Genomic DNA, 25,687 nt, shown 5'->3' on the forward strand with positions numbered 1-25,687 from the left:
CCTTTTTTCAGCCTAGTTAAAATAGTTTTATTACCCAATGAATCCAAAAGCATACTTAATTAATAGCCAGATAACAATAAATACTGGAAAAAGTTTCTTTTTGGCCGTAAAACGGGTTACCAAATAACTAATGAAGAAAACTTCAGAAATAGTAAAGGGATCAAGAATATAAAAAAAAGCCGCTAATGGCTTAGATTCTGCTCCCGCGAAAGCTTGAATACTGGTATAGCCTTTTTCATTAAAACCAAAGAGTAGTGTACAAATTGTTGTAAATATAGTGGATAAAACATTAGGAACATTTCCGATTAAACCTATTTTGTAAAGCTCACTCTTGCTAAGTTCTAAATTAAAAATAAGTTTAAGAATGAAAAACAAGACAAAAAAACCTAACAGCGAAAATAAAAAACCTACAACTGTGCCTGCCGAGACAAGTGCTCCCATAATTAAATGGTTGATTTGAAGCCCATGCATATTAGTTTTTAAACCTAATAAGAACCCTGAAACTGCAAACAAAATGGCCAGTTCAAAAAATGCTGGCCACTGTTTTTTATCAGAACGTAAAAAAGTAAATAAGTCATCAATTTTTCCAAAAACAACATCAGCAATTAACAAAACTTTTCCCCCTAAATAATAAAGCCGCAATCAAAATCATATAATTAACATTCAAATTAAGCCTTCACTCAATATGGACTGCTAACATGTCTATGTTCGCAATGTAACATAAAAAGTGGATGTATGTCTATAATTGTTTGTAATAATCTAAATGTTTAAATTTGATATTTGTTCCTTTATAATTGAAATATAGTTTATTTTACTGAATTTTAAGTGTCGAAAATGACGAATTAATCAAAGCTTTTGCTTATAGTTTCAAATACTTTTATCACAAAAAGATATTCTGTGATAATGTTTCTTTCTTTTTGTCAATGCCTTAAAGAAGGTCTGACTTATTGTATGTAATTGACAATTGATTCGAAAACACATCGAAATGTATATTATTTTTAGGAGAGGGCGTATTAAGTTGGAGATAGCCTAAAATATAAAGCCGAGCTACATAGAAAAAACCAGGTACAACAAAAACTTGTAAAAGGCGATGCTGCTTGATGGGAATATGGTATAAGTCGGTAAAATTCGAATACTAATCCCAAAATATGAACATAGTGACTACGTTGCTGTGAGTCGTTCGAAAGTAGGCAGAAAACTTTGACTCGTGGAGTGCGTTTGCACAAAATAGATAAGTAGATTAGATCAAGAAAACATTAAGTTATGTGAGGTAAGAAAATTGGAAAATGAATTTTGGCGGAATTTGTATGACGAAGCAGTTGCTAACTGCAATGAGAGAAAGATTTCAGATTCTATTTTTGTTGGAAGTGTGTCTGCGGTGATTTTTACTGAAAAAGGAAATATTTACGGGGGTGTTTCTATTGATACAGCTTGTTCTATGGGATATTGTGCAGAACGGAATGCGATTGGAAGCATGTTGACGGCGGGGGAATCTGCTATTAACAAACTAGTTGCGGTACGAAATAAAGAAATTCTAATGCCTTGCGGTGTTTGTAGAGAGTTTCTTATGCAGTTAGGGAAGAAAAACAGAGAAACAGAAATTCTTGTAAGTTTGAGTCCTTTAAGAGTGGTGAAGTTGGGAGAGTTGTTGCCTTATTATTGGAATAAATAGAGAATTTTGATTATTTTTCACGAGCTTCATTTCTAGTTGATAGTTATTATTAAATATTTGAATAGATAGCTTTTCACGATGCTTTTTTAGTTGTATTGAAGTTAGTAAATAAAAGAGGCTTACAGCACAGATAATTAATTGTGCTGTAAGTCTCTTTTATTTTAACTATGGTTAAATATCAATAAATTAATATTTTATTAGGACTTTTAGTTGTGTAAAATCATTTTAAAGAACGTTTAATAAAGTTTTTAGCTCGTTGAGTTGTCGGATTAGTGAAAAAAGTTTCCGGATCATTATCCTCAATGATTTCGCCATCCAGCATAAACAAAATTCTATCTGAAACTTCTCGAGCAAAACCCATTTCATGTGTAACGATAACCATTGTTTTTCCTTCTTCGGCTAGTTCCTGCATAACCTCTAGGACGTCACCTACCAATTCGGGATCCAACGCAGATGTTGGTTCATCGAATAACATAATTTTAGGATTCAAGGCCAAACTACGGGCTATAGCAACTCTTTGCTTTTGCCCACCGGACAAATTGTCTGGGTAAGCATTAGCTTTAGCACTCAACCCAACTTTTTCCAGCATAGCCATTGCAACCTCTCTAGCCTCTGATAAGGACATCTTTTTAACTAAACGTAGGGGTAAAACGATGTTATTTAAGACATTTTTTAATGGGAAGAGATTAAAAGATTGAAAAACCATTCCGATTTCTTCGCGCAAATTACGTAAATTATAGTTTGGTGCTAGTGTGTTTTCGCCTTTATAGATTATTTCACCGCTGGATGGCACCTCTAGTTGATTGATACATCTCAAAAGTGTACTTTTTCCCGCACCAGATGGTCCTAGGATGCAAGTTACCGTTTCAGCTTCAATTGCAACGGAAATATTTTTTAAAATAGGCTGTTCAGGTACATAGGATTTATCGCAATGTTTTATTTCGAGTAGAGCCATAGCAGAGTTCCCCCTATTTTTTTAAGTTAAATTTATTTTCAATGTATTTTTGCAAAAGCATCAGAATACTTAGTAAAGCCAAGTAGAATAGTGCCAGAACACTGTAAGTATTGACATAGTCAAAATTTATTGAAGCATAATTCATAGCTTGCTGAGTCATTTCTTTGACAACAATTACAGTAAGCAAGGAAGTATCTTTGACAGACATAATAAATTGATTACCTAGTGCAGGCAGAGCACTCCGAAAAGCAGGGGGAATTACTAAATGGACTAGTATATGGACATTTGACATTCCTAAAGAAAGTCCGGCTTCTCGTTGCCCAGGATCAACTCCCATCAGTGCTCCTCGAACAATTTCTGAAATGAATGCTCCAGAATTAATGGCGATGACAATGATGCCAGCTATATTACTGGGTAAATCAAAGTTGAATATTTTTGGAAGAACAAAGTAAACGTATAACGCTTGTACGATTACGGGAGTACCACGAATGACCCAAACGTAAACTCCACTGATGGTTTTGGCAAATTTATTATTTGATTGCAAGGCAAATCCAGACAAACATCCAATAATAAAACCGATAGCAATACCGGTTATTGCTACGAGTAAAGTGATTTTTAGGCCCTCAAAAAGTAGAGGTACCAGTGTGTGCATGACTTGAGATGAAAACATTATAATAACAGCTCCTTCATTGGGTATCAGAATATAAAGACTTGGTATTTTCACTCCTGGTCAATAAGTTCTACTCCGTCCATTTCTTATCCAATTTGTTAAGAGTTCCATTGTTTTTCAAAATTTTTAAGGCTGCATTGAAGTTCTTTTTATACTTGCTGTTTTTTGTCAACCCTATGGCATAAGGGGATTGGCTCTTATCAAACTCTTTCCCGACAGCTTTTAAATTACTCTTTTTGTGGACTCTGAAATAGTAGGAACAATTGGGTCCATCTTGGATAACGGCATCAACTTTACCTTGTTTGAGAGCTTCAAGAGCTCCGCTTATTTTGTCATATGGTTGAATAGTTGAACTAGTTAGATGTTTAGATGCATATGTGTGTGAGGCAGTTCCCTTTTCAACTGCAACTACCTTGCCTTTCAACGTATGGACGCTAGTAATACCTGTTTTCTTGGTTTTGTTTATCATTACCATTAAGCCAGATTTAAAATAGGTGGTACTGAATGACATGACCTTCTTACGTTCACTAGTAGCACACAATGCTGCAGCGACAACATCAAGCTTTTTTTCAGAAATTGAAGTAATTAATGGTGCGTAATCTTCAACTTGGATGTTGTTTTTGATTTTATAGCCTAAAATATTTTGCAGTTTGTTCAATAAGTCAATATCATAACCGATTAATTTTTTCCCGCTAGCATCATAATAAGAAAATGGTGCAAATACTCCAGAAGTTCCAACCCTCAGAGTCACATCCTTCATCGAGCCTCTCACATTTTTAGTCGTAATTTCTTTTTTTGCTGAACTTGCTTTGGCTGAATTGCTATTAATATCTAATGCAAAAACCCCTGTTGAAATAAGAGTAATAATCAAAATGAACTTTAAAAACGAACTAGTTTTTCCTTTATGCATATTATTCCATCTCCTGTTCTTTCCTTATACTTTTGTGACGTGCGACTAACGATGTCACATATTGTAACATTAAAAATAGATGAGATAAAATGGAATAATTTTATATTTTAAGGTTTAAAAAAAGATGAACAACTTTGATATATGCACTATTATGCTTTTAAATGCCGGTTTAACAGCTTTTTATGCAAATAACCAATTTTAAAGTGCAAATTGACTAGTATAAATAGATAGTTTTTTAGTGGATTATATTAAGATACTATGAAATTCAATAGCAAAAAAAGTAAATTCTTGTGTGAAACTTTGATATGCAGGGAAAAATGAATGATATTCTCTCGTGAAAAACAGTTGTTTTTAACTGATAACAGTTTATAAAAAAGTTGCTTATTATAATAAATAAGCACCAAAAACAGCACTATAGCAGCATCGATGTAGTTGTTTTCAATAAAAGGGTCCCCTATAATTACCACATGTTAAAAAATATGACATAGACAAAAGGGGATGAGTCAATGAGCGGTAAACTATTTGTTTTCTCGCTAAAGCAGCATGTTGGAACAAGTGCGCTGCCGCAGGTTTCGACCGGTGATGAAGTCCAAAGGGGGCAATTGCTTGCTGCCACGCCAAAAGAACATTTGGGTAGTTCTATCTACAGCAGTATAGCGGGGACCGTGACATCAGTTACAGATAAGCAAGTCGTGATTCGAGCAGAAGGGCCCCAGAAACAGGAATATCAGAAAATTCCGGAAAATGATCCTTTACAAATGATTAAAACAGCTGGAATTGTTGGGTTAGGTGGCGCAGGTTTTCCCACATACATGAAACTTAAAGGTTTGCAGCCAGAAGGAACATTACTGATTAATGCCGCAGAATGTGAACCGATACTTTTTCATAATATGGAGAGAATTAAAAACAACGCGGCAGAAATTATAAAGGGTATTGAACATGTGATGGACATAATAAAAGCCGAGAACGCGATAATTGCTATTAAGGCTAAACATAAGGAGGAGATAGAATCTCTTAAACAAGCTGGTCTTGGGAAAAAAATTAGAATTCAGACATTGCGCGATTTGTATCCAATGGGAGAAGAACGAGCAATTATCCGAGACTCTCTTGGAGTCCTGCTAGATGTTCATGATTTACCTAGTAAGATTAATGCCCTGGTTTTAAATGTTGAAACTGTTTTCCGCATATATGAAGCGATTGAATTACGCAGGCCCATGATTTCTAAAGATCTTACCTTAGCTGGACGTTTAAGCAGGAATGATAATGTAAAAGTATTATTAGACATTCCTTTAGGTGAAGTGATTTCAGATATTCTTGAAACATATGCTCCTGACTATCTGCCATATGGCGAGTTAATTGAAGGGGGGCCGTTTACAGGAAAGTCTGTAAAAAGAAATGCCCCAATCATAAAAACGACCAATGGTATTCTGGCAACCATTCCTTTTCCTCAGGAGAAACGAAAACTTGGGTTATTGGTTTGCGCATGCGGTGCTGATGAAGAACGAATGAAAGAAATAACTAAAAAGATGGGAACGACATTTACTGGTGTAGAGTACTGCAAAAATGCAATTAAACTAGAAAACGGACGATATAAATGCGTTAATCCGGGTGAATGCCCAGGACAGGTTGAAAAAGTTTTGAAGTTAAAAAAATCAGGTGCAGATGCGTTGCTAATTGGTAATTGTTCAGATTGTAGTAATACTGTTATGACGATTGCTCCAAAGTTAAAAATTCCGGTTTATCACACCACAGATTTTGCGTTACGCAGTGCTGATTTTCCTGTTGTTCGAAAACTAAAAAAAGATCAAGGAGTGTATTAAATATGTCAATCACGCAAGAAACATTAAAAAAACATATGAAAGATCCTGCTATATTATGCTGCTTAACCCAAAAAGGAACCGTTATAGGGGCTGAAGAATTAGAGGATCCTACTATTTTTCCTGATATGATAGAATCCGGCTTAATGGAAGTGACAGAAGATGGATTACTGATTGAAGATGTAGTTGGTAAAACATTAGCAGATGATGCTGACGCATTAAAGAGTATAACTGCAGATATGTTAGTAGAACCTGTGCTACCTGAAATTGAAAATAAACCAGTTAAGCCGGTAACGCAAAAAAATAAAACGGCAATTACAGATTCAACAATAAAAGACAATATTCACTTAGAAATTAATGAGTTGAAAGGACTTTCGCTCGATCTACCTGCAGGTTTTTCATTAGGGCAGATTGTAGATTCGGGCTCGTCAAATGAAACCGATGAAACGATTGAAGATATCGATAAGGGAGAACTGACACATTTTGAATATAAGGTAAACGAGGTAAAAATAGGCCATGAATCTTCTTTTGAAAATGGAGTTCTAACAGTTAATGAAAATAAAATCGCTGACAGTCTTAAAATTCCTCTAGTTAAAAAGGTTTCAATTGATGTAATTAAACCTGAGGAACGCCATGTATATACTGAAACAATTATGGATGTTGTACCAATTGCCACAAAAGTAGAAGGTGTATTGGGAGAAGGAACTTCCAATATTTTAAAGGGTGCAGTTTTTATGCTGACTGGAATTGATGAAGCAGGGATCCAAATTCACGAATTCGGTTCTTCGGAAGGATTTTTAGATGAAAAAATGGCTTTTGACCGCCCTGGAGCTGCGGATGAAAAAGATATCATTATTCGGGTACATGTTGTCATTGAAGAAAACACTGGAATGGAGCGCCGCGGACCATTTGCGGCTCACTCAGCTTTAGATGTAATAATGCAAGATGTGCGTGATAGTTTGAAAAAAGTACGCGAAACACCGAACGCAACCTATCATTATCAAGACATTTATCGCAAAGGTCGCCCTAAGGTGGTATTAGTCAAAGAAATCATGGGACAAGGGGCCATGCATGACAATGTTTTAATGCCAACTGAACCAGCTGGTGTCTTAGGAGGTCAAAAAAATGTTGATCTAGGAAATGTCCCGGTAGTTTTAACACCTAATGAAGTTCGAGATGGAGGGATTCATGCACTGACTTGTATTGGACCAGCTACCAAGGAGATGACGCGGCATTATTTCAGGGAACCACTTGTACACGCGCTAGCTGACGATGAAGAGCTCAATTTAATGGGTGTTGTATTCATCGGTAGCCCTCAAGTGAACGATGAAAAAATGTATGTATCACGGCGCTTGGGTCGTACTATCGGAGCAATGGATGTTGCTGGTGCAATTGTTACAACTGAAGGTTTTGGGAATAACCATATTGATTTTGCTGCCAATATTGAAGCGATCGGAAAACAAGGAGTTCCGGTGGTTGGGGTTTCATTTTGTGCCTATCAAGGGCAACTGGTAGTTGGAAACCAGTATATGGACGCTATGGTTGAAATTAACAAAGATGCAGAAGGTTTTGAAAATGAAATTGCTGCCTACAGTTCGATTGCTGAAGAGGATGCAAATCGGGCAATTTTAATGTTGAAAACAAAAATGGCAGGTATCCCAATTGAAGCTCCTGAACGTAAATGGGATGCATCGATTATCAATGCAAATCAAACCATTACGAATGAAAGTGTAGAGTGATTTGAATGGAATTAGAAGAGCTAGTAATTAAACCAGTAGTTACAAATGGGAAAATAGTTGCTGTATCAGAAATAGGAGTCAAAGTTGATATCAAGGGGCGGATGGGTTCAATTACAATTCCGCTGCGTTCAGTGATCACTAATAAAAAGTTAGAAGTTGGCCAACTAGTTAAATTTTATTTTAGCTATATGCAAGTTCAATAGGAGGCAGAATTATGATGAAATTAACAACAGCTGTAGGATTAAAATCAGAAATTTTTGTACCCAACACACCACCTGCTGTATGGAGCCCTTTAACCAAACCTTTAGCAGAATGCCGCGTTGCCTTTGCAACTGCTGGCGGAATTCACAAAAAAACACAAAAACCTTTTAATTTATCCGGAGACTCCACATATAGAATCATAGAATCCGATACTCCATCAGACGAGTTAATGGTAAGTCATGGTGGTTTTGATAACTCAGATATTAATAAAGATGTTAATGCTATGTTCCCAATTGACCGCCTGCATGAGCTTGAAGCAGATGGCTTTATAGGTAGTGTTGCTCCGCAATTATTTGGTTTTATGGGTGGTGGTGGCAACGTTAAAAACTTTAAAGAAAAAGTTGGGCCAGAAATTGCTGATTTGCTAAAAAAGGAACACGTCGACGTTTGCATAATTACTGGTGGGTGCGGAACTTGTCATCGTTCAGCTACAATTGTTGAACGAGCTATTGAAGCGAAAGGAATTTCCACTTGTATCATTGCAGCTTTACCACCGATTGCCCGTCAGCAAGGGGCGCCCAGAATTACTGCTCCGCATGTGCCAATCGGATCTAATGCTGGCGAACCTAATAATATTAAAATGCAAACCTCGATCTTAAAAGATACACTGCATTTTGTTGAAGATGCTGAATCTTTTGGTTCATTGAAAGTATTACCATATGAATATCGTCACAATGTTTAATTGTGTTCCAATTTATGTGCATATTTTCGATACTTCGAAGGCGACGTTTGATAGACTTCTTTAAAACTTCGGTAGAAATAAGTTTTATCAGAATAACCTAATTCATGACTAATATCTTCAATCTTTAGATTAGTATTTAACAGGAAATCAATAGCGCGTGTCATTCGGATATTGGTAATGTGTTCGGAAAAAGTCATTCCAGTTTCTTTTCTGATTAAAGCTGATAAATAGTTAGGGTGAATATAATAAATTTTCGAAAGCTTTTCCAATGATATATTTTGAAAATTAGCACGAGTATAACGAATGATATCACCAACTAAGATGTGATTTTCCATCGATGTATTTCTGATGTTTAAAAACTCGTCAATGACACCATGCAGGCGGGCTATCAGTAAGATAAAACTTGACTCGCATAATGCTTGATTATAGTCATCGTTCGTTACTGCCATTAAAATTTGTAAAACCAGAAATAAACGATATTCGCAAATTGGTGTTTCGAAAAATAAGTAATTGCTTTTGTCAAATTTAGAATGCAGTGCAGCCTGGAAAAAGTTATAAAACAGAGGATAGTTTCTCATGCTATCAATAACGTTTTTAGAAAAAAAGGAGTTTTTAAAACATAAGGTCAGAACCTCAGTGTTTTCGGTTTGTTCCTGATAAAGAATATAAGTATAGGGGTTTGCAATGATGAAACTTCCTTCATTACAAGGGATGCGCTTGCGATCTAGTGTAAGTTTTATGGCTCCTTTCATAACATAAAGAATTCTAAAAAAAGGTACTTTATAACTTAACTTTTTTGGGATTTTTGTACCTACAAAAGCAAAATTATAAGAGAAAGAATTAGTTTGAAAATCTATCAATTTTTTTTCGATAGTGTTTTCATCATAAAAGTAAGAAAAATTAACCCAATCAGCTGCATTAGTTTCGATTTTTTGGAAGAAAAATTTCTTCATATAAAATCACCCACCGTAATTTTAGGATGATTATAGGCTTATTACTTCAAAAATGCAATTTGGGGAAAGAGGGGGATATATTGTACTTTGAACGTACAATTTCGGCCATTGATTCACACACGGCTGGAGAGTCAGCCCGCTTGGTTATTAGTGGAATGCCACCCATGAAAGGGTCGACGATTGCTGAAAAAAGAGAGTACATGCAAAAAAAATATGATACTTTGCGATGTGCGATTATGCATGAACCGCGCGGGCACAAAAACATGTTTGGGGCCATTTTGTTAGAATCAACAGAAGATGCAGCTGACTTTGGCATCATCTTCATGGATAGTCAAGGTTATCTAAACATGTGCGGGCACAACACGATTGCTGCGGTGACGATTATTATTGAGACGGGAATGGTCGATCTCTTACCCCAAAAAAATTATCAAATGAAGAGGATTACTTTGAGTACCCCTGCCGGTCTAGTCAAGGCCGATGCCGAAATTGTTTCAAATAGGGTAAAATCCGTTACTTTTAAGAATGTAATATCTTTTTTATATAAACGAGATCAAGTTCTGATATTACCTGGAATAGGTGAAATTTACTATGATATTTCGTTTGGAGGGAGTTTCTTCATTTTGGTTGATGTAGCACAGATGCCGTTTGAAATACAGGCAGCAGAAGCAGCAACGATTATTAAGTGGGGATTGAAAATTCGAAATTTAGTTAACAATAGTGTTAGTATTCAACATCCTGTTTTAAAGCATATTAAAACCGCCGATCTTGTAGAATTTTATCAAGAAAATTTATCAGGTGAAGTAATCAAAGTTAAAAATGTGGTTGTTTTTGGGAATGGACAAATTGATCGTTCACCTTGTGGTACAGGCACTAGTGCTAAAATTGCAATTCTAGCAGCACAAAATAAATTGAAATTGGGACAGACACTGATTAATGAAAGTATTTTGGGAACGAAGTTTCAAGGCAAGTTTGTGCAGCGAGCTGAAATAGCTCCTGGTGTAGCAGGGGTTATTCCAGAAATCAAGGGGAGCTCGTTTATTACAGGGTTTAATCGGTTTGTTATTGATCCAGAAGACCCCTTAAAAAATGGATTTGAACTTTAAATAGACTGAATGCATGTTAACACCGCTGTAAATCGCTGTAATTACGATACACCAATTTAATATAGTAAGTTTAGGAGCTGAGAGAATGAGGTTAACAGAAACAGGGTATAGTGCAGCAGAAATTAAAAAACTTGTATCAACTTACATGATGGAAACCTATGAACGTTTTGATTTTGTTGCGGAAACTGCTAAGGGAATGTATCTTTATGATGAAAACGGGGATAAATACTTGGATTTTTATGGAGGAGTGGCTGTTAACAGTGTTGGGAATTCGAATGAAAAGGTTGTAGCGGCTGTTCAAAATCAAGTGAAAGATATTTCGCATACATTTAATTACCCATATACAATTCCACAAGCAATTTTGGCCCAAAAGATATGTACTACAATCGGCATGGATAAGATTTTTTATCAAAACTCTGGAACAGAAGCGAATGAAGCAATGATTAAGCTTGCGCGTAAATATGGTACTGATAATTTTGGTCCGAATAAATTCCATATAATTTCCGCGAAACAGAGTTTTCATGGACGAACATTCGGTTCACTTTCCGCTACTGGCCAGCCGGGGACCGCTAATCAAATTGGTTATGGTCCCATTGTACCCGGTTTTTCATATGTGGATTTCAATAATTTAGATGCCCTTATAAATGCTTATAATGAAGATACTATTGGGATTATGCTGGAACCGATTCAGGGAGAAGGTGGGATTTATCCTGCAACACAAGCTTATCTCAGGGGTGTCCGTGAATTTTGCGATGAAAAGCATATTTTATTGATGTTAGATGAAGTGCAGACTGGTTGGGGACGTACCGGCGAAATTATGGCTTATATGAATTACGATATTAAACCGGACATTGTGTCGATGGCTAAAGCTATGGGGGGCGGAACGCCTATTGGTGCAATATGTGCGAGTGAAAAAGTGGCAAAAGCCTTTACTATGGGGTCCCATGGGTCAACATATGGTGGCAGTCCGTTGTGCTGTGCTGCTAGTTTGGCGGCTGTTAGTGAAATAGTCGATCGTGATTTATCATCTAATGCTAAAAATGTTGGAAAGTATTTCATGAAAAAACTAGCGGGGTTGCAAGGTGTTAAAGAGGTTCGCGGAATGGGATTGATGATTGGTGTAGAATTTGAAAAGCCTATTGCAAATGATATTAAACATTATGGAGTCAAACATCATTTACTAGTTACTGCGATTGGTAAGAAAGTGATACGAATGGTACCACCTTTGATTGCGAGTGAGAAAGACTGTGATATTGCTTTCGAAGTGTTGCAAGAAGCTGTTAAACAGATTGCATAACAGCTAATCTAAGATATTGTCAGATAATGTGGAATGTGTCCTGAATTAAGAGTGGGAAAATTTGTGATAGCAAATTTTCCCACTCTTTTTGTGTAAAAACAGAAATGCCTTTGCTTAAATAATATTAATTTCCAGCTTGGTCCTACTTTTTTGAAAAAGATTTTGTGGAAACGAATAAAAATATTTGCGCTATGTTGAAATGCGATAGATATTATTTCCGACTTAAAACAGCAGATTATATAGTTTTAGTGATATTTATGTTTTATATGTTATGTTTTGTCACATTTAGCCAAAAAATAAAGGATATTTATCCTTTTAAGTTATTTGTTTTTTTTTGATTATGATTAATATATGTAATATAACATAACATGGTGTTGTGTTTGCTGTAGAGATGATCTGAATTGAGGAGGTTGGTTATATGAAAAGTGTAATAGATCCTAATGCTAATCAGGTATCAGAAAATTACAGTGTAAATAATTCGGCTGTATCAGAACGTTACTGGTGGAAAGTGGTGGCTCTCTGTTTCACTGGATGGATTTTGATTTATGCTGATCGTACCATCTTGAATCCGGTAATGCCGGAAATTGCTAAAACATTTCACATTAATAATGCTCAGTTAGGTTTGATAAGCAGTGTCTTTTTCCTAGCATATACATTGTTACAAATGCCCTTTGGAATTTTGGCTGATAAGATCGGTAAAAGGATAATGATTACCTTTGGTTTTATTTTATTTGGGGTAATGACATTTTTATCAGGGATTGTCAGTGCATTTGGTATTTTTCTTATTGTTCGTGCAATCGCTGGTTTGGGCGAGGCAAGTTACTATGGGCCTCAGTATGCACTGTCTGGTGAAGTGATTCCAATTTCTAAACTGACCTTGGGTACTGCAATTATAAATAGTGGCATGGCCTTTGGCTCTTCAGGTGGGTATCTTCTCTCGAGTTATTTGGTCCTTCAACATCATCATCATTGGAGTTTGCCATTTTTTATAATTGCAATACCGACCATCATTGTAGGACTGCTTTTTATGACATTAAAAGAAAAAAATAATAGCTCAAATAAAAACTTTAAAAATACGGCTTCAGTTACTGAAAAAGTACCTCAAAATCAAATTAGAGATATATTTTTGAATCGAAATTTGATACTAGCGTTTTTCTTATGTTTTTGCTCGATATATGCTTATTTTGTAGTTCTAACTTGGTTACCGCAATTTCTTGAAGTTGAACGTGGATTTAAGGGAACATCTGTTGGATTTATTTCATCACTGGTTCCATGGGCATCCATTCCTGGAGCATTAATTTTTGCTAAGTTATATGACAAATATCAACATACAAAAATTTTGATTTGGATCTTAATTCCCTTGGCAGTAGTTTCGCTGTTACTGATCGGCTTTACCCATTCACATATAGTGTTAATAGTTTCATTAATTATTTATGGTCTATCGGGTAAGCTTGCAATTGATCCAATTTTGATTTCTTTTGTGACTAAACAAGCTGGCAAAGTTCGTTTATCAACTACTCTATCAGCTTATAATTTCATAGGTATGTCTGGTTCGGTGTTGGCTCCTTATTTTACAGGCTGGTTATCAGATAAATTTGGCAGTATGACAGTTGGTTTCTACCTAGGTTCAGTATTGTTGTTGATCGGTGGGTTGGCATTTTTAGCTACAAATGATGTTAATCGGAAAGCTGTTGTTCATTAACGCTAAAAAACAAATTATTTTTTATGAAAGAGGTTGATGTTATTTTGAAAGAAATTGCTAATATTGCTGTTATTACTTTTCATGCTTTTTGGGGTAAGAAGCAAAAAAATTTAAATCGTATTCTTGACTTGATTGAAAGCAGTGCAAGACGCGGAGCTGATTTTATTCTTCTTCCAGAGATGGCTTTAACAGGGTATGATGACCAGCCGGATAAAGCGTTAGAGGAAAAGATGCAATTTAAGTTATCAGAGACGATCCCTGGCCCAGCAACAGATAAAATCAGTGAAATAACCAAAAAATATCATGTTTATGCTTTTGTCGGTATGCCAGAAAAAGATGATAAAACAGGGTTGATCTATAATTCAATGGCTATTTTTGGGCCAAAGGGGTTAATTGGCAGTTATCGAAAAATGCATTTGCCGGGTTTGGAGCCTAATTGGGCGGCACGAGGCGATTCTCCTTATATAATCCAAACAGAATGGGGTCCAGTGGGCTGTGCAATTTGTTATGATACATGGGCATTTCCTGAACTGATGCGTTTTTACGCAGCTGAGGGTTGCCGTTTATATATCAATATTACAGCTACTTCGAAAATCAGGGGTAAATACTTAGCTAATACTAATATTGAAGCTGGTGTGATTCGCGACTGCATTTATGTGGCTTCTGCAAATTTAGGGGGGAAGGATCTCTATAATGACTTTTGGGGTGGCAGCAGTATAGTAGGGCCAGGCCAAGATACTTTAGAAGCTTATTATTACATCGGGGGCAAATATACCGATCTACAGGCAAATGAAACAAAAGTAAATCTAGCGACTATAGATTTATCACTAGCTTCCCGTTACATCTATAATCCTAATCCGTTGCTTGAAAACAAAACTGATTTTCGGCCGGATATATATGCAAAAATGTATCAAAAGCTAGAAAAAAGTTATTCTAAAAAGAATTATCTCTGAAAAAATTACTATTTCAGTACGGATGATCAATGGTTTTCGGCTGATGCAGAATAAATCAATTGCTATGGAAAAAAATGGGCAAATACTGTATTCTAAGGAAGGTCTTTTGCCATTAGAAATGTTTTAATGGTATTAATTTAGATGAAATTTACAAAAGTTGGTTAGGTTGTGTGTTGTGTGAATAAATTAAATAATAAAAAAAATTGTATTTTGATTTTTTCAACTGTGATTCTGGGTGTAATAGCTGGGTTCAGTTCGTTATTTCTGAGTTTATTATTGGATGGAGTAGAACGAGTCTTTCTCGGCTTCCAAGAAAGTGCTGCAAATCCGGCGTCGCTGGAAGTTATGCCAGTTCATCGCTTATTATCAGTTTTCCTTGGAGGAATAATTGCAGCGGTTATCTGGTGGGCGTTGCGAACAAGGTTTAAAGCAACTGTTCCGATTAATAAAGCACTCTCTGGTGCCAAAATGCCACCTGTTCAAACAGCAATCCATGTTATGACGCAGATCTTTTATGTAGGTACCGGAGGATCGGTCGGCCGAGAACTTGCACCACGTGAGGCTGGCGCGATGCTTGCACAAAGTTGGAATGGTTTATTGAAAAAAATACATTTAGAATTGTCAGCGGATGATCAAAAACTATTGATTGCTGCTGCTGCTGGGGCTGGTTTTGCAGGAATTTATAGTGCCCCTTTAACAGGTATGTTCTTTTGTGTAGAAATCTTATTGAAAAAAATAACCAAAAAAACTGTTGCTGTTAGTCTTATTATGTCGACGATTTCAATGCTGATCGGAACTCTTGTTAAGGGTTTTGGTCCATATTATTTAGTTGGACAGCAAAAATTCCCATTGGATTTTCTGGTTTTTGTAGTGATTGTTTCGCCATTATGCGGAATAATCGGTTCAATCTTTCGTAAAGCCTTTAAATGGGCTGGAAAGCATCAAACAAAGAACAAAAATATTTTGTGGCAGTTGCCAGCAATAGCGTTGATTACTGGTATAATTTCAATTCCATTCCCACAAATTATGGGAAATGGGCGGGCATTAGCACAATTGTCAATTGATAATCTAAACCAAAAACTTATTTTGGTGTTCTTGATTGAAGCATTGTTAAAGGCTATAGTAACAGTTTTTACTATCAAAGCCGGTGCCGCCGGTGGTACTTTAACACCATCGATCGCGATCGGCGCAGCAGTTGGAACAGTACTTGGACTTGTGTTTCAGTCATTTATGCCCGGTATTATTATTTGGCAATGTGCTTTATTAGGAGCTTGCAGTCTCCTTGCAGCTTCACAGCAAGCACCGCTGATGGCTCTGCTAATGATTATTGAAATCAGTCACTTAGGTTCCTCTTCGTTTTTGGCACTTGGATTAGGTGTGGCTTTATCTGTAGGAATTTCTAAGTTTGTTCTGGTAGAAAAAGCAAAATGATGTCTTCTCTTAGAGATATGAGATATAAGTTTTATTTTTGGAGTAATTTGATTTAAATGTTCTAAACAGAAATTTCCAGTATAAGTTGATATTCAACTTTACTGGTTTTTTTGTGCAAGTATTACTGTTTAAGATGATTATGAAAATTTGTTTGAATTAAGAAACTATGGACATTGCAATAACAGAAGAATGTATAAACGATAATACGAGGTTATGCTAAAAGTAATGATTTGTTGCAGCTGCTGATAATAAAAAGTAAAGTGCTAATACATCTGATTGTAAATTGTTCATGTTATAATGAAAACGTACACAGTTTGAACAGGAAGGAGATTATGCTTATGTATACAATAAAACTAAAAGTATCTTCTTTTGACGCAACTTTTTGGGACGATAAGGGTAAATATTATTTGTCAGGTACAACGAGCAATTCAGAAAAATACAAAGGGGGTATCAGATTTAATATTCGCAAGACAAACATTAGCGATTTAGTAAGGACATCTAGTATAGACTTTACGAATGATCCTAACGATAATGCTGTCGTTAATGGCAACGATGAAGACAAGATAAAGCTTTTTTTTGCTTAGGATATGAAGAATTAAAAATAAACAACTGTAAAAAATGTGGAGCTGTGAACCTCAGCTCCACATTTTTTACAATTGCTTCTGGTATAAGAATAAAAAACTTCATGGCTGTCTTACGATACTATGTCCTTTATCTGTTATCACAATAGCTTCACTATTGTTGATAGGAACCAGGTTTAGTTTGTTCTTGTAAGTCTTAAAGGTTTCTTGAACGGTTTTTGTAAAGGGGGCTTCTATATAATGTGGCAAAGTGTAGAAGTCAACTACATCTAAAGATGTATAGTCCGTAAGAGTGGGAGCAACACTGGGACTGTCCATGATTTTATTGTATTCAATACTGGGTGCTAAAATAATTGCTCCTGCAGATTCACCAATGTAAGGCAAACCATTATTAATTCTTTCACGAATAGGCTGAAGCAGATGTTTGTTTTTAAGCTCTTGCAGCAGGTAAAAAGTATTACCTCCTGCTATAAATAAAATTTTTGCAGATGCTATTTTAGCAAAAGCTTCATTTTCGTCATTTTGGGCAATATCAAATTCATCAATGGTAAAACCTAATATTTCTAGAGCTTTTTTGCCTTCATCGATGTAGCCGGTGTATTCTTCTACTGCGCTTGCAGTTGGGATATAAAGAACCTTTCTATCATCTATTTTAATAGTGCTAATAAATTGTTGAAAAATTGCAGAGGTTCCTGCAAAGTAAGATGTCAAAAAAATTTTTTTCATGAATTGCCAACCTTTCTTTTTACACATCATAACGGCTAAAAAGATTCTTTGCAATTTGTAGAGATTATGAAGGATTGCGTTGGTCTTGTGAACTTCTCGAAGTTTATTAGTGGCGATACCTCTAAGACCAACAGAGCAGATGTATTTTTAATGAGCAGCAACAGTTTTTTGCTGGTAAAATTAATTATGCAGGCGGTTTTTTGAGGAAATATCAGCGAATATTACTTCTTTGCTGAAAATAATTTCAGACTAGACAGTATTTTTAATGTTGCGGAGAATTTACGGATAGTTAAACAATGATGGAGGAATTATGAAAAAGATAGATGAGAATGGAACTGTGAAAAAATATAGAATATCACAGCGGCATCACATGACGATTCATTGGAAGGACTTTATTATTAACGACAATGTTCTCGTCAAAGATGCTAGTTTGAAAGAACGGTCTTCAATTGTGGGTCGTGTAGGGACACTGATGCTTTCTTGCGGAACAGGCGCTTGGCGGGTTCGTGAAGCAATGAATAAGGTATCAAGGGCATTAAAATTAACTTGTTCTGCAGACATTGGGCTGATTTCTCTCGAATTTACTTGTTTTGATGATGAGAGAAGTTATACGCAAGTATTATCGCTCCCTAATACGGGTGTAAATACTGATAAATTGAATGATATGGAACATTTTGTAAATGATTTTGAAACTACCTCTTTTTCGTTAACAGTAAAGCAAGTACATCTTGCACTTGATAATATTCAAAGAAAAACTGGTAATTATTCACCGATAATTGCCGGTATGGCAGCAGCCTTGGCATGCAGTTCTTTTATTTTTTTATTAGGCGGCGGCGTTCCTGAGATGATTTGTTCGTTCGTAGGCGCTGGTATAGGCAATTGGGCTCGCAGTAAAATGAATGCCAAACATGTAACAACCCTTATCAGTATTGCAGTGAGTGTTGCAATTGCCTGTTTAGCGTATCTATGTGTTTTTACATTTTTCAAAGTTTTTTTTCAGATATTGATACAGCATGAGGCTGGGTATATTGGTGCGATGTTATTCGTAATTCCTGGTTTTCCATTTATTACCAGCATACTTGATATTTCAAAATTAGATATGCGGTCTGGTCTTGAACGATTGGCATATGCGATTATGATTACACTTGTGGCTGCATTGATAGGCTGGCTAGTAGCTTTGATGGTTCATTTCAGACCGAGCGATTTTTTGACTCTCGGCTTATCGCCAATGATACTTTTTCTTCTCAGAATACCGGCGAGTTTTTGCGGAGTTTTCGGTTTTTCAATCATGTTTAATAGTTCGCTTAAAATGGCAACTGTTGCTGGCTGTATTGGCGCAGTAGCTAATACGTTGCGATTGGAACTTGTCGATCTGACAACAATACCACCGAGTGCTGCGGCCTTTTTGGGTGCTTTGGTTGCTGGACTGATTGCTTCAGCCATCAATCACTATAATGGTTATCCGCGGATATCGTTGACGGTTCCTTCAATTGTGATAATGGTACCTGGCCTGTACATATATCGAGCGGTTTACAATATTGGCTCTAACGCAATTGGTGTCGGAGCTCTCTGGCTGACTAAGGCTGTTATGATCATTGTTTTTTTGCCCTTAGGACTTTTTGTGGCACGTGTCTTACTGGATAAAGACTGGCGTCATTTTAATTAGAGACTCTAGGCATATTTTTATGAAATATACGGTAAAAATTTTTATGAATCTTCAATGGAACTTTAATTGACAATTTATCAAAAAAAAGACATAATAACGAGTATAAAATTGAATATATTCTTCGGGGCAGGGTGTAATTCCCGACCGACGGTAACAAGCTAAGCGCTTGAAGTCCGTGACCCGCTTTTTGCGGTGGATCTAGTGAAAGTCTAGAACCGACAGTTAGAGTCTGGATGGGAGAAGAAAAAGCAATGATAGTTTATTTGAGTTGCTTTAAATGAACACTGCTTTGTATTGTGAAAATAACAAGAAAGCAGTGTATCTTAAACAATAGATAATTCTTAATGCCCCGCATTTGCGGGGCATTTTTTTGTTGTCTAAAGGAGTGTGAACAGTTATCGAATCACCTGAATTTTTTATGAAAACAGCTTTAGCAGAAGCTGCAAGAGGTCGCTATCTGACTTACACCAATCCGATGGTTGGCGCAGTCATAGTAAAGGAGAATCGAATCATCGGCTTGGGACATCATCTGGGATTCGGTTACGAGCATGCTGAAATCAATGCCTTTAATAATATGGCTAAACAAGAGATTGTTCGAGGCGCGACAATGTTTGTTACCTTGGAGCCTTGTTCTCATTTTGGTAAGACACCTCCGTGCTGTCGTGAGATCGTTCGAAAAGGTGTGAAAGAAATCTATATTGCCCAGACAGATCCTAATCCTTTAGTTGCAGGACGTGGAATTAATTATTTAAAAAAACATGGTATTGCAGTTCATATAGGGGTAGCAGAAACAGCAGCCCGAAAATTGAATGAATTTTACAATTTTTTCTATAAAAATAGTCGTCCTTTTGTCACTTTGAAAAGCGCACAAACTTTAGATGGACGCATCAGTTTGGCATCTTTTCAAAGGACTTATCTAACCGATGATACAGTTTTTGAAGATGTTCAAAAACTGAGAGCTGATTATCAAGCAATCTTAGTTGGAAGCGGAACAGTCCTTGCTGATGATCCGTTACTCACAGTTAGAACAAGGAAGTTGAAATATCCTCCGGTTCGTATTGTGTTAGACCGGCGTGGAAGACTTACGAACGAGTATAAAATTACAAATGAGGAGGCACCAACCTGGATTTTCACAGAAAATGAAAAAATTGCAGAGCGTTTTGCTAACAGATCAGTCAAGGTGTTTTTCAAAACTGAATGGACACTTAGAGATATTATGCAGTATTTAACGCGAAGCGGCATACAGTCTTTGTTGATCGAGGGAGGTGCAAAAATTCAAGATGCGTTTTTAGAAGCTTCTCTAATCCAGCAATTTGTTGTGTATCAAACTGATCAATTGGCTGGTGGGAATAGTTTGGCAGCATTCAAATCTGAACGCGATGCCCAAAAGCTGATTAATTTAAAGATGATAGCAAGAAAACAGGTCGGAAATGCGTTGAAAATTTCGCTCAGGAGGTGAAGAAATGTTCACTGGAATCATTGAAGACGTTGGTAATGTCCAAAAAATCGAGCAAAAAAAAGAAACAATCTGTTTGAACATTGCCACGAAGAAAATAGATTTAGAGAATAGCCGGATCGGTGCTAGTGTTTCAGTCGACGGTGTTTGTCTGACAATTACTGCTAAAGGGAAAGATAATTTTGCGGCCGATGTTATGCCAGAAACTTTTAGAATCACCAGCTTGGCTAAGCTGAGGCCTGGTGATGCTGTGAATTTGGAGAGAGCAGTTTCTGTAGGTGGACGTTTTGATGGTCATTTTGTATTAGGCCATGTGGATCAAACAACAAATGTTTTACGGCGATATCAAGATCAAACGGCTTTAATAATGGTATTTAAAATGCCTTCCAGACTGCAAAAACAAATAGTTACTAAGGGTTCAATTGCAATTGACGGAATCAGTTTAACGATCATTTATGCAGATAAACGTGAGTTTAAAGTGGGGTTGATCCCCCATTCTCAGCAAGAAGCAACATTGGCAGGTAAAAGGATCGGTGATGTCGTCAATCTTGAGACTGATGTTATGGCAAAGTATATTGAAAAGCAAATGCAAACAAGCAAATTTTAAGCGGGGTGTTGATTATGAATAATAGTCTAGTAAAAAAAGCAATTAATGACTTAAAAAAGGGAAAACTAATTTTAGTAGTTGATGACCAAGATCGAGAAGCGGAGGGAGATTTTCTCGGTTTGGCGGAACTTGCAACCGGTGAAACATTGAATATGATGGTCACTTATGGTCGTGGGCTGGTTTGTGCACCTATGGCACAGAGCGTGGCGGAACATTTAAATTTAGACTTGATGACTACACATAATACAGAAAGTTTTAAAACAGCTTTTACTATCAGTGTAGATCATAGAGCAACCACTACTGGAATCTCGGCATTTGACAGAGCCAAGACGATCACGTCTTTATGTAATCCTGAGTCTAAGCCAGATGATTTTGAGCATCCAGGTCATATTTTCCCGTTGATTGCCGAAAAAGGCGGTGTATTGAAACGCCAAGGCCATACTGAAGCAGCAGTTGATTTGGCGTTTATGGCAGGCAGCGAGCCAGTTGCCTACATTTGTGAAACGCTGAATCCTGATGGGACAATGGCACGGCTGCCGCAGCTAAAAAAAATGGCGCAACAACTGGATTTGACGTTGGTCACTATTCAAGAAATAATTGCTTACCGCTACAGTCTTAACCAGAATGCAGTTACTGCAATTGCTCCTGTAAAAATGCCAACGAGAGAAGGTGATTTTTCTTTGACCGGATACGTTTCGACTACTGATGATCAAACACAGTTATTGCTCAGTAAAGGCAAATTATCATCTGAACAGCCGCTGCTTTTACGGTTGCATTCTGAATGCTTTACAGGTGATATTTTGGGTTCGAAGCGTTGTGACTGTGGTGAACAGCTACACAAATCGATGCAAAAAATTCAAGAAGAGGGTAGAGGAGCTGTTTTATATTTACGTCAAGAAGGACGTGGTATCGGGCTTTTGAATAAGCTTAGAGCTTATAAACTGCAAGAAACAGGATATGATACCTACGATGCTAATATCAAGCTGGGATTTGCACCCGATGAACGGAATTATGGCATTGCAGCAGCTATTCTTCATGACCAGAAAATTAAGAAGGTCCGCTTGATGACTAACAATCCGGCAAAAGTTAAGGCGTTGACCGAATATGGTATTGAAGTTGTGGAACAGGTGCCGCTTGAAACTGAACCGCAAGCTGAAAATATAAAGTATTTGAGAACCAAGAAAGACAAGTTTCATCATGCACTGCATTTAAATTAGAAGGGAAGTTAAGATTATGACAACATATGTTGGAAATTTAACAGTTAAGAAGGCAAAGGTCGCAATTGTCGTAGCACGTTTTAATGAATTAGTGACAAATAAATTATTAGGCGGGGCATTAGATGCTTTAATCCGGCACGGAGTTTCTAAGGATGACATTGATATAGTTTGGGTTCCAGGAGCTTTTGAAATACCTGCTATTGTTAAGTTACTTGATGAATCTGGTAAGTATGAAGGAATCGTAACTTTGGGAGCAGTTGTTCGCGGTGAGACCAGCCACTATGATTATGTCTGTAACGAAGTATCAAAGGGTATTGGGACATTGGCATTGACAGGTAAAACACCACTCGTTTTTGGTGTTTTGACGACTGAAACGATTGAACAGGCTCTGCAGCGTGCGGGTGGAAAAGCCGGAAATAAGGGTAGCGAAGTAGCCAATGATATTCTAGAATTGATAAATCTCAGAAAACAATTACGTTAATTTTAGAGTTGCAGCGCAGAAAAAAATATTCTCGATAATAAATTTTATAAAATTTTTGCAAAAAAACCTGCGGATGAGAATAATTCGATATACTGACCGTTGTCGACATGTTTTCTTCAGAGGATCGGTTCTTCCAAACCGGTTTTCTTATGATCGGCTGCTGAGGCCGTCGTGATGTCTTTTAGAAAATAGTAAACTTTTGGACATGTGGACCATAATAGTCGCATGTATTTTTTAGTAATGCTATGGTATGCAGGATGACAACAGCATTAGAAGTATGTTACTTTTAAAAGACACTCAATAGGGGAGAAGGTTAATAATGGCATTTTTGGAATTAAAGAACATTCACAAGTCGTATTATCTAGGTAAGGAAGAATTTCCAGTTTTAAAGGGGATCGATCTTGGCTTTGACAAAGGTGAGTTCGTCTCTATTTTAGGTGAATCAGGTGGCGGTAAGTCAACACTAATGAACATTATTGGTGGATTGGATCGCGATTTTGAGGGGTCAGTTGCAGTTAATGGTGAGGTCCTTGATCATAAACAAGAAAAAAGACTTGACCTTTATCGGCGAAAGACAATCGGTTATATTTTTCAGAGCTTTAATCTGATTAATTATCAAACTAACCTAGAAAATGTTATGACGAGCTTGAATATGACGGCTTTGTCAGGTGCAGAACGAAAAAAACGTGCAGTTGAATTGTTGGATCAAGTTGGTTTAATGGAACATATAAACAAATATCCTAACCAATTATCTGGTGGTCAAAAGCAGCGAGTTGCAATTGCCCGTGCGCTGGCATCATCGCCGGATGTTATTATTGCAGATGAACCCACTGGGGCACTTGATGCTGTTAATACTAGAGATGTTTTAGAGATTTTAGAAAGTATTGCTAAAGATGGAAAACTCGTCATCGTTGTGACCCATTCACAAGAAGTAGCCGATTATGGAACGCGTATTCTTCATATGTCGGATGGCAAAATCGACGAGGAGAAGACATTAAAAGATAAGTTTTCAAATGAGAAACAGACGGAAGAAGTCGTTTCGAAACCGTTAGCTGCTCGTACTATTTGGAAGATGGCTTATGATCATGTGCGCTTTAACAAACTGCGTAATTTTCTAATTACATTAGGTTCTGCAATTGGTGTTTTTTCTGTTATTCTTTTCCTGGGTTTGGGTAATGGGATAAAAGGATATATCAACGATCAGGTCAATCAATTGGCTAATCCAAAATATCCGACAGTAATGAAGAATGTAACGACCGATAATAAGGCTTCAAATAATGAGCGTTTACAGGAAACGATGCAGAAGATGACGACTGATTATAAGTCAACGACCATATCTGACAAGTCCTTGGAAAAAATTGATAAGATTGCTCATGTAAATGATGTTATCAAAGGGTACCAGTTCAATAATGTTTCATTTAATTCTGGCAAAACAAGCGTTCAGGGTTCACAATTGCAGACTTGGACCCCTGCAATTTCTGAAAAAGCAATTAAAGCAGGACATAAGCCAGGAAAAAATGAAATAGTCATTGATAAGACATTTGCTCAAAAAATTGATAGTGATTGGAAATCAGTTATTGGCAAAAAGGTAACGCTCAAATATACGGCATTCGATAGCGATAATATGCCTGTTCAGGTCACAGATACCTTAAAGGTAGTGGGAATTGCGGAAGGTGGTCAGGCGGGAGCGATCTTTAGTACTGACTATCAGACAGCTAAAGCTGCTCTGAACAAAGCAGGGGCCATTACAGAAGCTAATATGGCTTCAATTGCAGTTGACAAAGCAGAAAATGTTAAAGCGGCTGTCAAGAAAGTAAATTCAATAAAAGTTGATGGGAAGCGTGCCTTTGTTGGTATTTCAATCGGGGATGTGTTAGATACAATCAATACAATTACAAGTCTAGCTTCATATGTACTGGCGGCAATTGCAGGTATTTCATTGATTGTATCGGCTATTATGATCATCGTGACAACTTACATGTCTGTTTCAGAACGGACTAAGGAAATAGGTGTACTACGGGCACTGGGTGCACGTTCCAAGGATATTCGCAAGTTATTTACAAGTGAAAGCTTAATGGTTGGAATGATCTCAGCTTTGGTCGGCTTAGCAGCCGCTTATATTGGACAACTGCTGATGAATATGGCGCTTCATGGACTGATTAAGTACGATATTGTGCAGATCTCGTTTGGAAATGTCCTTTTTGCGATCATTATCAGCTTGATTATTGCATTAGTAGCAAGTTTTGTACCATCTAGAAAAGCTGCAAAATTAAATACAATTGATGCATTGGCAGCTGACTAGGAATCAAAGCAGAGGTTTAATTCAATTGATCGAATAAGAACACTTTAGTAATGTTCTTAACATATATTTTCCCGTGAGTGAAGTTCATTTTCTTCATTCACGGGATTTTTTGGGTGTACCAATTATTGACATCTAGTGTTAACTTTGTTGATCGATAAACCGATTAAGAATGTAGGCAGGATAACTTAGCTACTTGGCATGTAGTAAAACTAAAATATTTAAGACAGTATCTTTTCAAATGTTTAAAAATAGAACTAAAAATGAAGGCAATTAAGTGTTTGAATGCGATTACAAACTATTATGCGTAGTATTAACAAAATAAATTAATAAGGGCTATTTTTTAGCATAGAATTCGTGTAGAGTTATAATGAGTTCAAATGAGTTAGCGCTTTATTTTTATTGATGGTATCACGGAATAGTTGAATATCCGATAATTTGGTGAAGAGAGATAGCTGAACGAACTTTTTCTTTGTAGGACAACTCAAGAAGAAAAAAGCTTTTTGACC

Annotated in this window: 23 protein-coding genes and 1 riboswitch; of the genes, 17 read left to right on the forward strand and 6 right to left on the reverse strand. The window is 36.7% G+C overall.

From position 1 onward, the window contains the following. Positions 1 to 30 precede the first annotated feature (30 nt). Positions 31 to 612, reverse strand: coding sequence for a hypothetical protein (locus FD20_RS04235; RefSeq protein ID WP_057736349.1), 582 nt, complete (start codon positions 610 to 612; stop codon positions 31 to 33). Positions 613 to 1,279: 667 nt separating this feature from the next. On the opposite strand from FD20_RS04235, the gene FD20_RS04240 reads away from it, so the two are divergent. After that, a complete protein-coding gene (locus FD20_RS04240) occupies positions 1,280 to 1,672 on the forward strand; it encodes a cytidine deaminase family protein (protein ID WP_057736350.1) in 393 nt (130 codons plus the stop codon). 220 nt (positions 1,673 to 1,892) lie between these two features. Here FD20_RS04240 and FD20_RS04245 read toward each other — a convergent pair whose 3' ends face one another. From FD20_RS04245 to FD20_RS04255, 3 genes are all read right to left on the reverse strand, one after another. After that, on the reverse strand, positions 1,893 to 2,627 hold the full coding sequence (locus FD20_RS04245) for an amino acid ABC transporter ATP-binding protein (protein WP_057736351.1): 735 nt from the start codon (positions 2,625 to 2,627) through the stop codon (positions 1,893 to 1,895). Between the two features lie 13 nt (positions 2,628 to 2,640). Further along, positions 2,641 to 3,297: an amino acid ABC transporter permease gene (locus FD20_RS04250; protein WP_057736352.1), complete on the reverse strand. Its 657-nt coding sequence runs from the start codon at positions 3,295 to 3,297 to the stop codon at positions 2,641 to 2,643. Positions 3,298 to 3,367: 70 nt separating this feature from the next. Then, positions 3,368 to 4,207: a substrate-binding periplasmic protein gene (locus FD20_RS04255; RefSeq protein ID WP_057736353.1), complete on the reverse strand. Its 840-nt coding sequence runs from the start codon at positions 4,205 to 4,207 to the stop codon at positions 3,368 to 3,370. A 506-nt stretch (positions 4,208 to 4,713) separates the two neighbouring features. Here FD20_RS04255 and prdC point away from each other — a divergent pair. The 4 genes from prdC to prdB are packed head-to-tail and all read left to right on the forward strand — an operon-like array spanning position 4,714 to position 8,706. Beyond that, positions 4,714 to 6,027 (forward strand): proline reductase-associated electron transfer protein PrdC, encoded by a 1,314-nt coding sequence (gene prdC / locus FD20_RS04260; protein ID WP_057736354.1) that lies wholly within the window; start codon positions 4,714 to 4,716, stop codon positions 6,025 to 6,027. Positions 6,028 to 6,029: 2 nt separating this feature from the next. Then, the gene (prdA, locus tag FD20_RS04265) at positions 6,030 to 7,763 is read left to right on the forward strand and encodes a D-proline reductase (dithiol) proprotein PrdA (RefSeq protein WP_057736355.1); all 1,734 of its coding nucleotides are present in this window, start codon (positions 6,030 to 6,032) and stop codon (positions 7,761 to 7,763) included. Between the two features lie 5 nt (positions 7,764 to 7,768). Next, entirely contained in the window at positions 7,769 to 7,966 is a 198-nt protein-coding gene (locus tag FD20_RS04270) for a CBO2463/CBO2479 domain-containing protein (RefSeq protein WP_057736356.1), read from the forward strand. An 11-nt stretch (positions 7,967 to 7,977) separates the two neighbouring features. Then, a complete protein-coding gene (gene prdB / locus FD20_RS04275) occupies positions 7,978 to 8,706 on the forward strand; it encodes a D-proline reductase (dithiol) protein PrdB (protein WP_235807709.1) in 729 nt (242 codons plus the stop codon). Here prdB and FD20_RS04280 read toward each other — a convergent pair. After that, entirely contained in the window at positions 8,703 to 9,659 is a 957-nt protein-coding gene (locus FD20_RS04280) for an AraC family transcriptional regulator (protein ID WP_057736357.1), read from the reverse strand. The two genes, prdB and FD20_RS04280, sit on opposite strands and share 4 nt — an antisense overlap. Positions 9,660 to 9,739: 80 nt before the next feature. Between FD20_RS04280 and FD20_RS04285 the strand changes: the two genes are divergently transcribed. The 6 genes from FD20_RS04285 to FD20_RS04310 all read left to right on the forward strand — a co-directional run bounded on the left by FD20_RS04285 (position 9,740) and on the right by FD20_RS04310 (position 16,729). Further along, complete coding sequence (locus FD20_RS04285; RefSeq protein WP_057736358.1) at positions 9,740 to 10,762, forward strand: proline racemase family protein; 1,023 nt, start codon at positions 9,740 to 9,742, stop codon at positions 10,760 to 10,762. A gap of 85 nt (positions 10,763 to 10,847) precedes the next feature. Then, positions 10,848 to 12,059 carry an aspartate aminotransferase family protein gene (locus FD20_RS04290; protein WP_057736359.1) on the forward strand — a complete coding sequence of 404 codons (1,212 nt, stop codon included), beginning with the start codon at positions 10,848 to 10,850 and terminating at the stop codon, positions 12,057 to 12,059. Positions 12,060 to 12,477: 418 nt separating this feature from the next. Continuing rightward, positions 12,478 to 13,761, forward strand: a complete 1,284-nt coding sequence (locus tag FD20_RS04295) for an MFS transporter (protein WP_083489041.1) — start codon at positions 12,478 to 12,480, stop codon at positions 13,759 to 13,761. Between the two features lie 23 nt (positions 13,762 to 13,784). Beyond that, complete coding sequence (locus FD20_RS04300) at positions 13,785 to 14,714, forward strand: carbon-nitrogen hydrolase family protein (protein WP_201782784.1); 930 nt, start codon at positions 13,785 to 13,787, stop codon at positions 14,712 to 14,714. Positions 14,715 to 14,891: 177 nt separating this feature from the next. Continuing rightward, positions 14,892 to 16,145: a chloride channel protein gene (locus FD20_RS04305; RefSeq protein ID WP_057736360.1), complete on the forward strand. Its 1,254-nt coding sequence runs from the start codon at positions 14,892 to 14,894 to the stop codon at positions 16,143 to 16,145. 338 nt (positions 16,146 to 16,483) lie between these two features. Then, the gene (locus FD20_RS04310) at positions 16,484 to 16,729 is read left to right on the forward strand and encodes a hypothetical protein (RefSeq protein ID WP_157060850.1); all 246 of its coding nucleotides are present in this window, start codon (positions 16,484 to 16,486) and stop codon (positions 16,727 to 16,729) included. Between the two features lie 99 nt (positions 16,730 to 16,828). Here the strand turns inward: FD20_RS04310 and FD20_RS04315 are convergent, their stop codons facing one another. Continuing rightward, positions 16,829 to 17,452 (reverse strand): Type 1 glutamine amidotransferase-like domain-containing protein, encoded by a 624-nt coding sequence (locus FD20_RS04315; protein WP_057736362.1) that lies wholly within the window; start codon positions 17,450 to 17,452, stop codon positions 16,829 to 16,831. A 310-nt stretch (positions 17,453 to 17,762) separates the two neighbouring features. Here FD20_RS04315 and FD20_RS04320 point away from each other — a divergent pair, with 310 nt between their 5' ends. From FD20_RS04320 to FD20_RS04345, 6 genes are all read left to right on the forward strand, one after another. Further along, complete coding sequence (locus FD20_RS04320) at positions 17,763 to 19,118, forward strand: threonine/serine exporter family protein (protein WP_057736363.1); 1,356 nt, start codon at positions 17,763 to 17,765, stop codon at positions 19,116 to 19,118. Positions 19,119 to 19,231: 113 nt separating this feature from the next. Further along, positions 19,232 to 19,367, forward strand: a riboswitch (FMN riboswitch). 148 nt (positions 19,368 to 19,515) lie between these two features. Beyond that, positions 19,516 to 20,577: a bifunctional diaminohydroxyphosphoribosylaminopyrimidine deaminase/5-amino-6-(5-phosphoribosylamino)uracil reductase RibD gene (ribD, locus tag FD20_RS04325; RefSeq protein WP_338040510.1), complete on the forward strand. Its 1,062-nt coding sequence runs from the start codon at positions 19,516 to 19,518 to the stop codon at positions 20,575 to 20,577. 4 nt (positions 20,578 to 20,581) lie between these two features. Then, complete coding sequence (locus FD20_RS04330; RefSeq protein ID WP_057736365.1) at positions 20,582 to 21,181, forward strand: riboflavin synthase; 600 nt, start codon at positions 20,582 to 20,584, stop codon at positions 21,179 to 21,181. Positions 21,182 to 21,195: 14 nt separating this feature from the next. Then, entirely contained in the window at positions 21,196 to 22,398 is a 1,203-nt protein-coding gene (locus FD20_RS04335; protein WP_057736366.1) for a bifunctional 3,4-dihydroxy-2-butanone-4-phosphate synthase/GTP cyclohydrolase II, read from the forward strand. Between the two features lie 16 nt (positions 22,399 to 22,414). Then, the gene (gene ribH / locus FD20_RS04340) at positions 22,415 to 22,879 is read left to right on the forward strand and encodes a 6,7-dimethyl-8-ribityllumazine synthase (protein WP_057736367.1); all 465 of its coding nucleotides are present in this window, start codon (positions 22,415 to 22,417) and stop codon (positions 22,877 to 22,879) included. Positions 22,880 to 23,198: 319 nt separating this feature from the next. After that, complete coding sequence (locus tag FD20_RS04345) at positions 23,199 to 25,181, forward strand: ABC transporter ATP-binding protein/permease (RefSeq protein ID WP_057736368.1); 1,983 nt, start codon at positions 23,199 to 23,201, stop codon at positions 25,179 to 25,181. The last annotated feature ends 506 nt before the right edge of the window (positions 25,182 to 25,687 follow it).

Origin of the sequence: Liquorilactobacillus uvarum DSM 19971, assembly GCF_001434935.1 — a bacterium.
GTDB classification, from domain to species: Bacteria; Bacillota; Bacilli; order Lactobacillales; family Lactobacillaceae; genus Liquorilactobacillus; species Liquorilactobacillus uvarum.

Bases quoted from the DNA above. Each gene is read 5' to 3' on its own strand.
- FD20_RS04250 (WP_057736352.1), bottom strand. From the start codon at position 3,297: ATGTTTTCATCTCAAGTCATGCACACACTGGTACCTCTACTTTTTGAG.
- FD20_RS04280 (WP_057736357.1), bottom strand. From the start codon at position 9,659: ATGAAGAAATTTTTCTTCCAAAAAATCGAAACTAATGCAGCTGATTGG.
- FD20_RS04315 (WP_057736362.1), bottom strand. From the start codon at position 17,452: ATGAAAAAAATTTTTTTGACATCTTACTTTGCAGGAACCTCTGCAATT.
- FD20_RS04295 (WP_083489041.1), top strand. From the start codon at position 12,478: ATGAAAAGTGTAATAGATCCTAATGCTAATCAGGTATCAGAAAATTAC.
- ribH (WP_057736367.1), top strand. From the start codon at position 22,415: ATGACAACATATGTTGGAAATTTAACAGTTAAGAAGGCAAAGGTCGCA.
- prdA (WP_057736355.1), top strand. From the start codon at position 6,030: ATGTCAATCACGCAAGAAACATTAAAAAAACATATGAAAGATCCTGCT.
- prdC (WP_057736354.1), top strand. From the start codon at position 4,714: ATGAGCGGTAAACTATTTGTTTTCTCGCTAAAGCAGCATGTTGGAACA.
- FD20_RS04245 (WP_057736351.1), bottom strand. From the start codon at position 2,627: ATGGCTCTACTCGAAATAAAACATTGCGATAAATCCTATGTACCTGAA.
- FD20_RS04335 (WP_057736366.1), top strand. From the start codon at position 21,196: ATGAATAATAGTCTAGTAAAAAAAGCAATTAATGACTTAAAAAAGGGA.
- FD20_RS04320 (WP_057736363.1), top strand. From the start codon at position 17,763: ATGAAAAAGATAGATGAGAATGGAACTGTGAAAAAATATAGAATATCA.
- FD20_RS04270 (WP_057736356.1), top strand. From the start codon at position 7,769: ATGGAATTAGAAGAGCTAGTAATTAAACCAGTAGTTACAAATGGGAAA.
- FD20_RS04300 (WP_201782784.1), top strand. From the start codon at position 13,785: ATGAAAGAGGTTGATGTTATTTTGAAAGAAATTGCTAATATTGCTGTT.
- FD20_RS04330 (WP_057736365.1), top strand. From the start codon at position 20,582: ATGTTCACTGGAATCATTGAAGACGTTGGTAATGTCCAAAAAATCGAG.
- FD20_RS04255 (WP_057736353.1), bottom strand. From the start codon at position 4,207: ATGCATAAAGGAAAAACTAGTTCGTTTTTAAAGTTCATTTTGATTATT.
- FD20_RS04345 (WP_057736368.1), top strand. From the start codon at position 23,199: ATGGCATTTTTGGAATTAAAGAACATTCACAAGTCGTATTATCTAGGT.
- FD20_RS04290 (WP_057736359.1), top strand. From the start codon at position 10,848: ATGAGGTTAACAGAAACAGGGTATAGTGCAGCAGAAATTAAAAAACTT.
- FD20_RS04310 (WP_157060850.1), top strand. From the start codon at position 16,484: ATGTATACAATAAAACTAAAAGTATCTTCTTTTGACGCAACTTTTTGG.
- prdB (WP_235807709.1), top strand. From the start codon at position 7,978: ATGATGAAATTAACAACAGCTGTAGGATTAAAATCAGAAATTTTTGTA.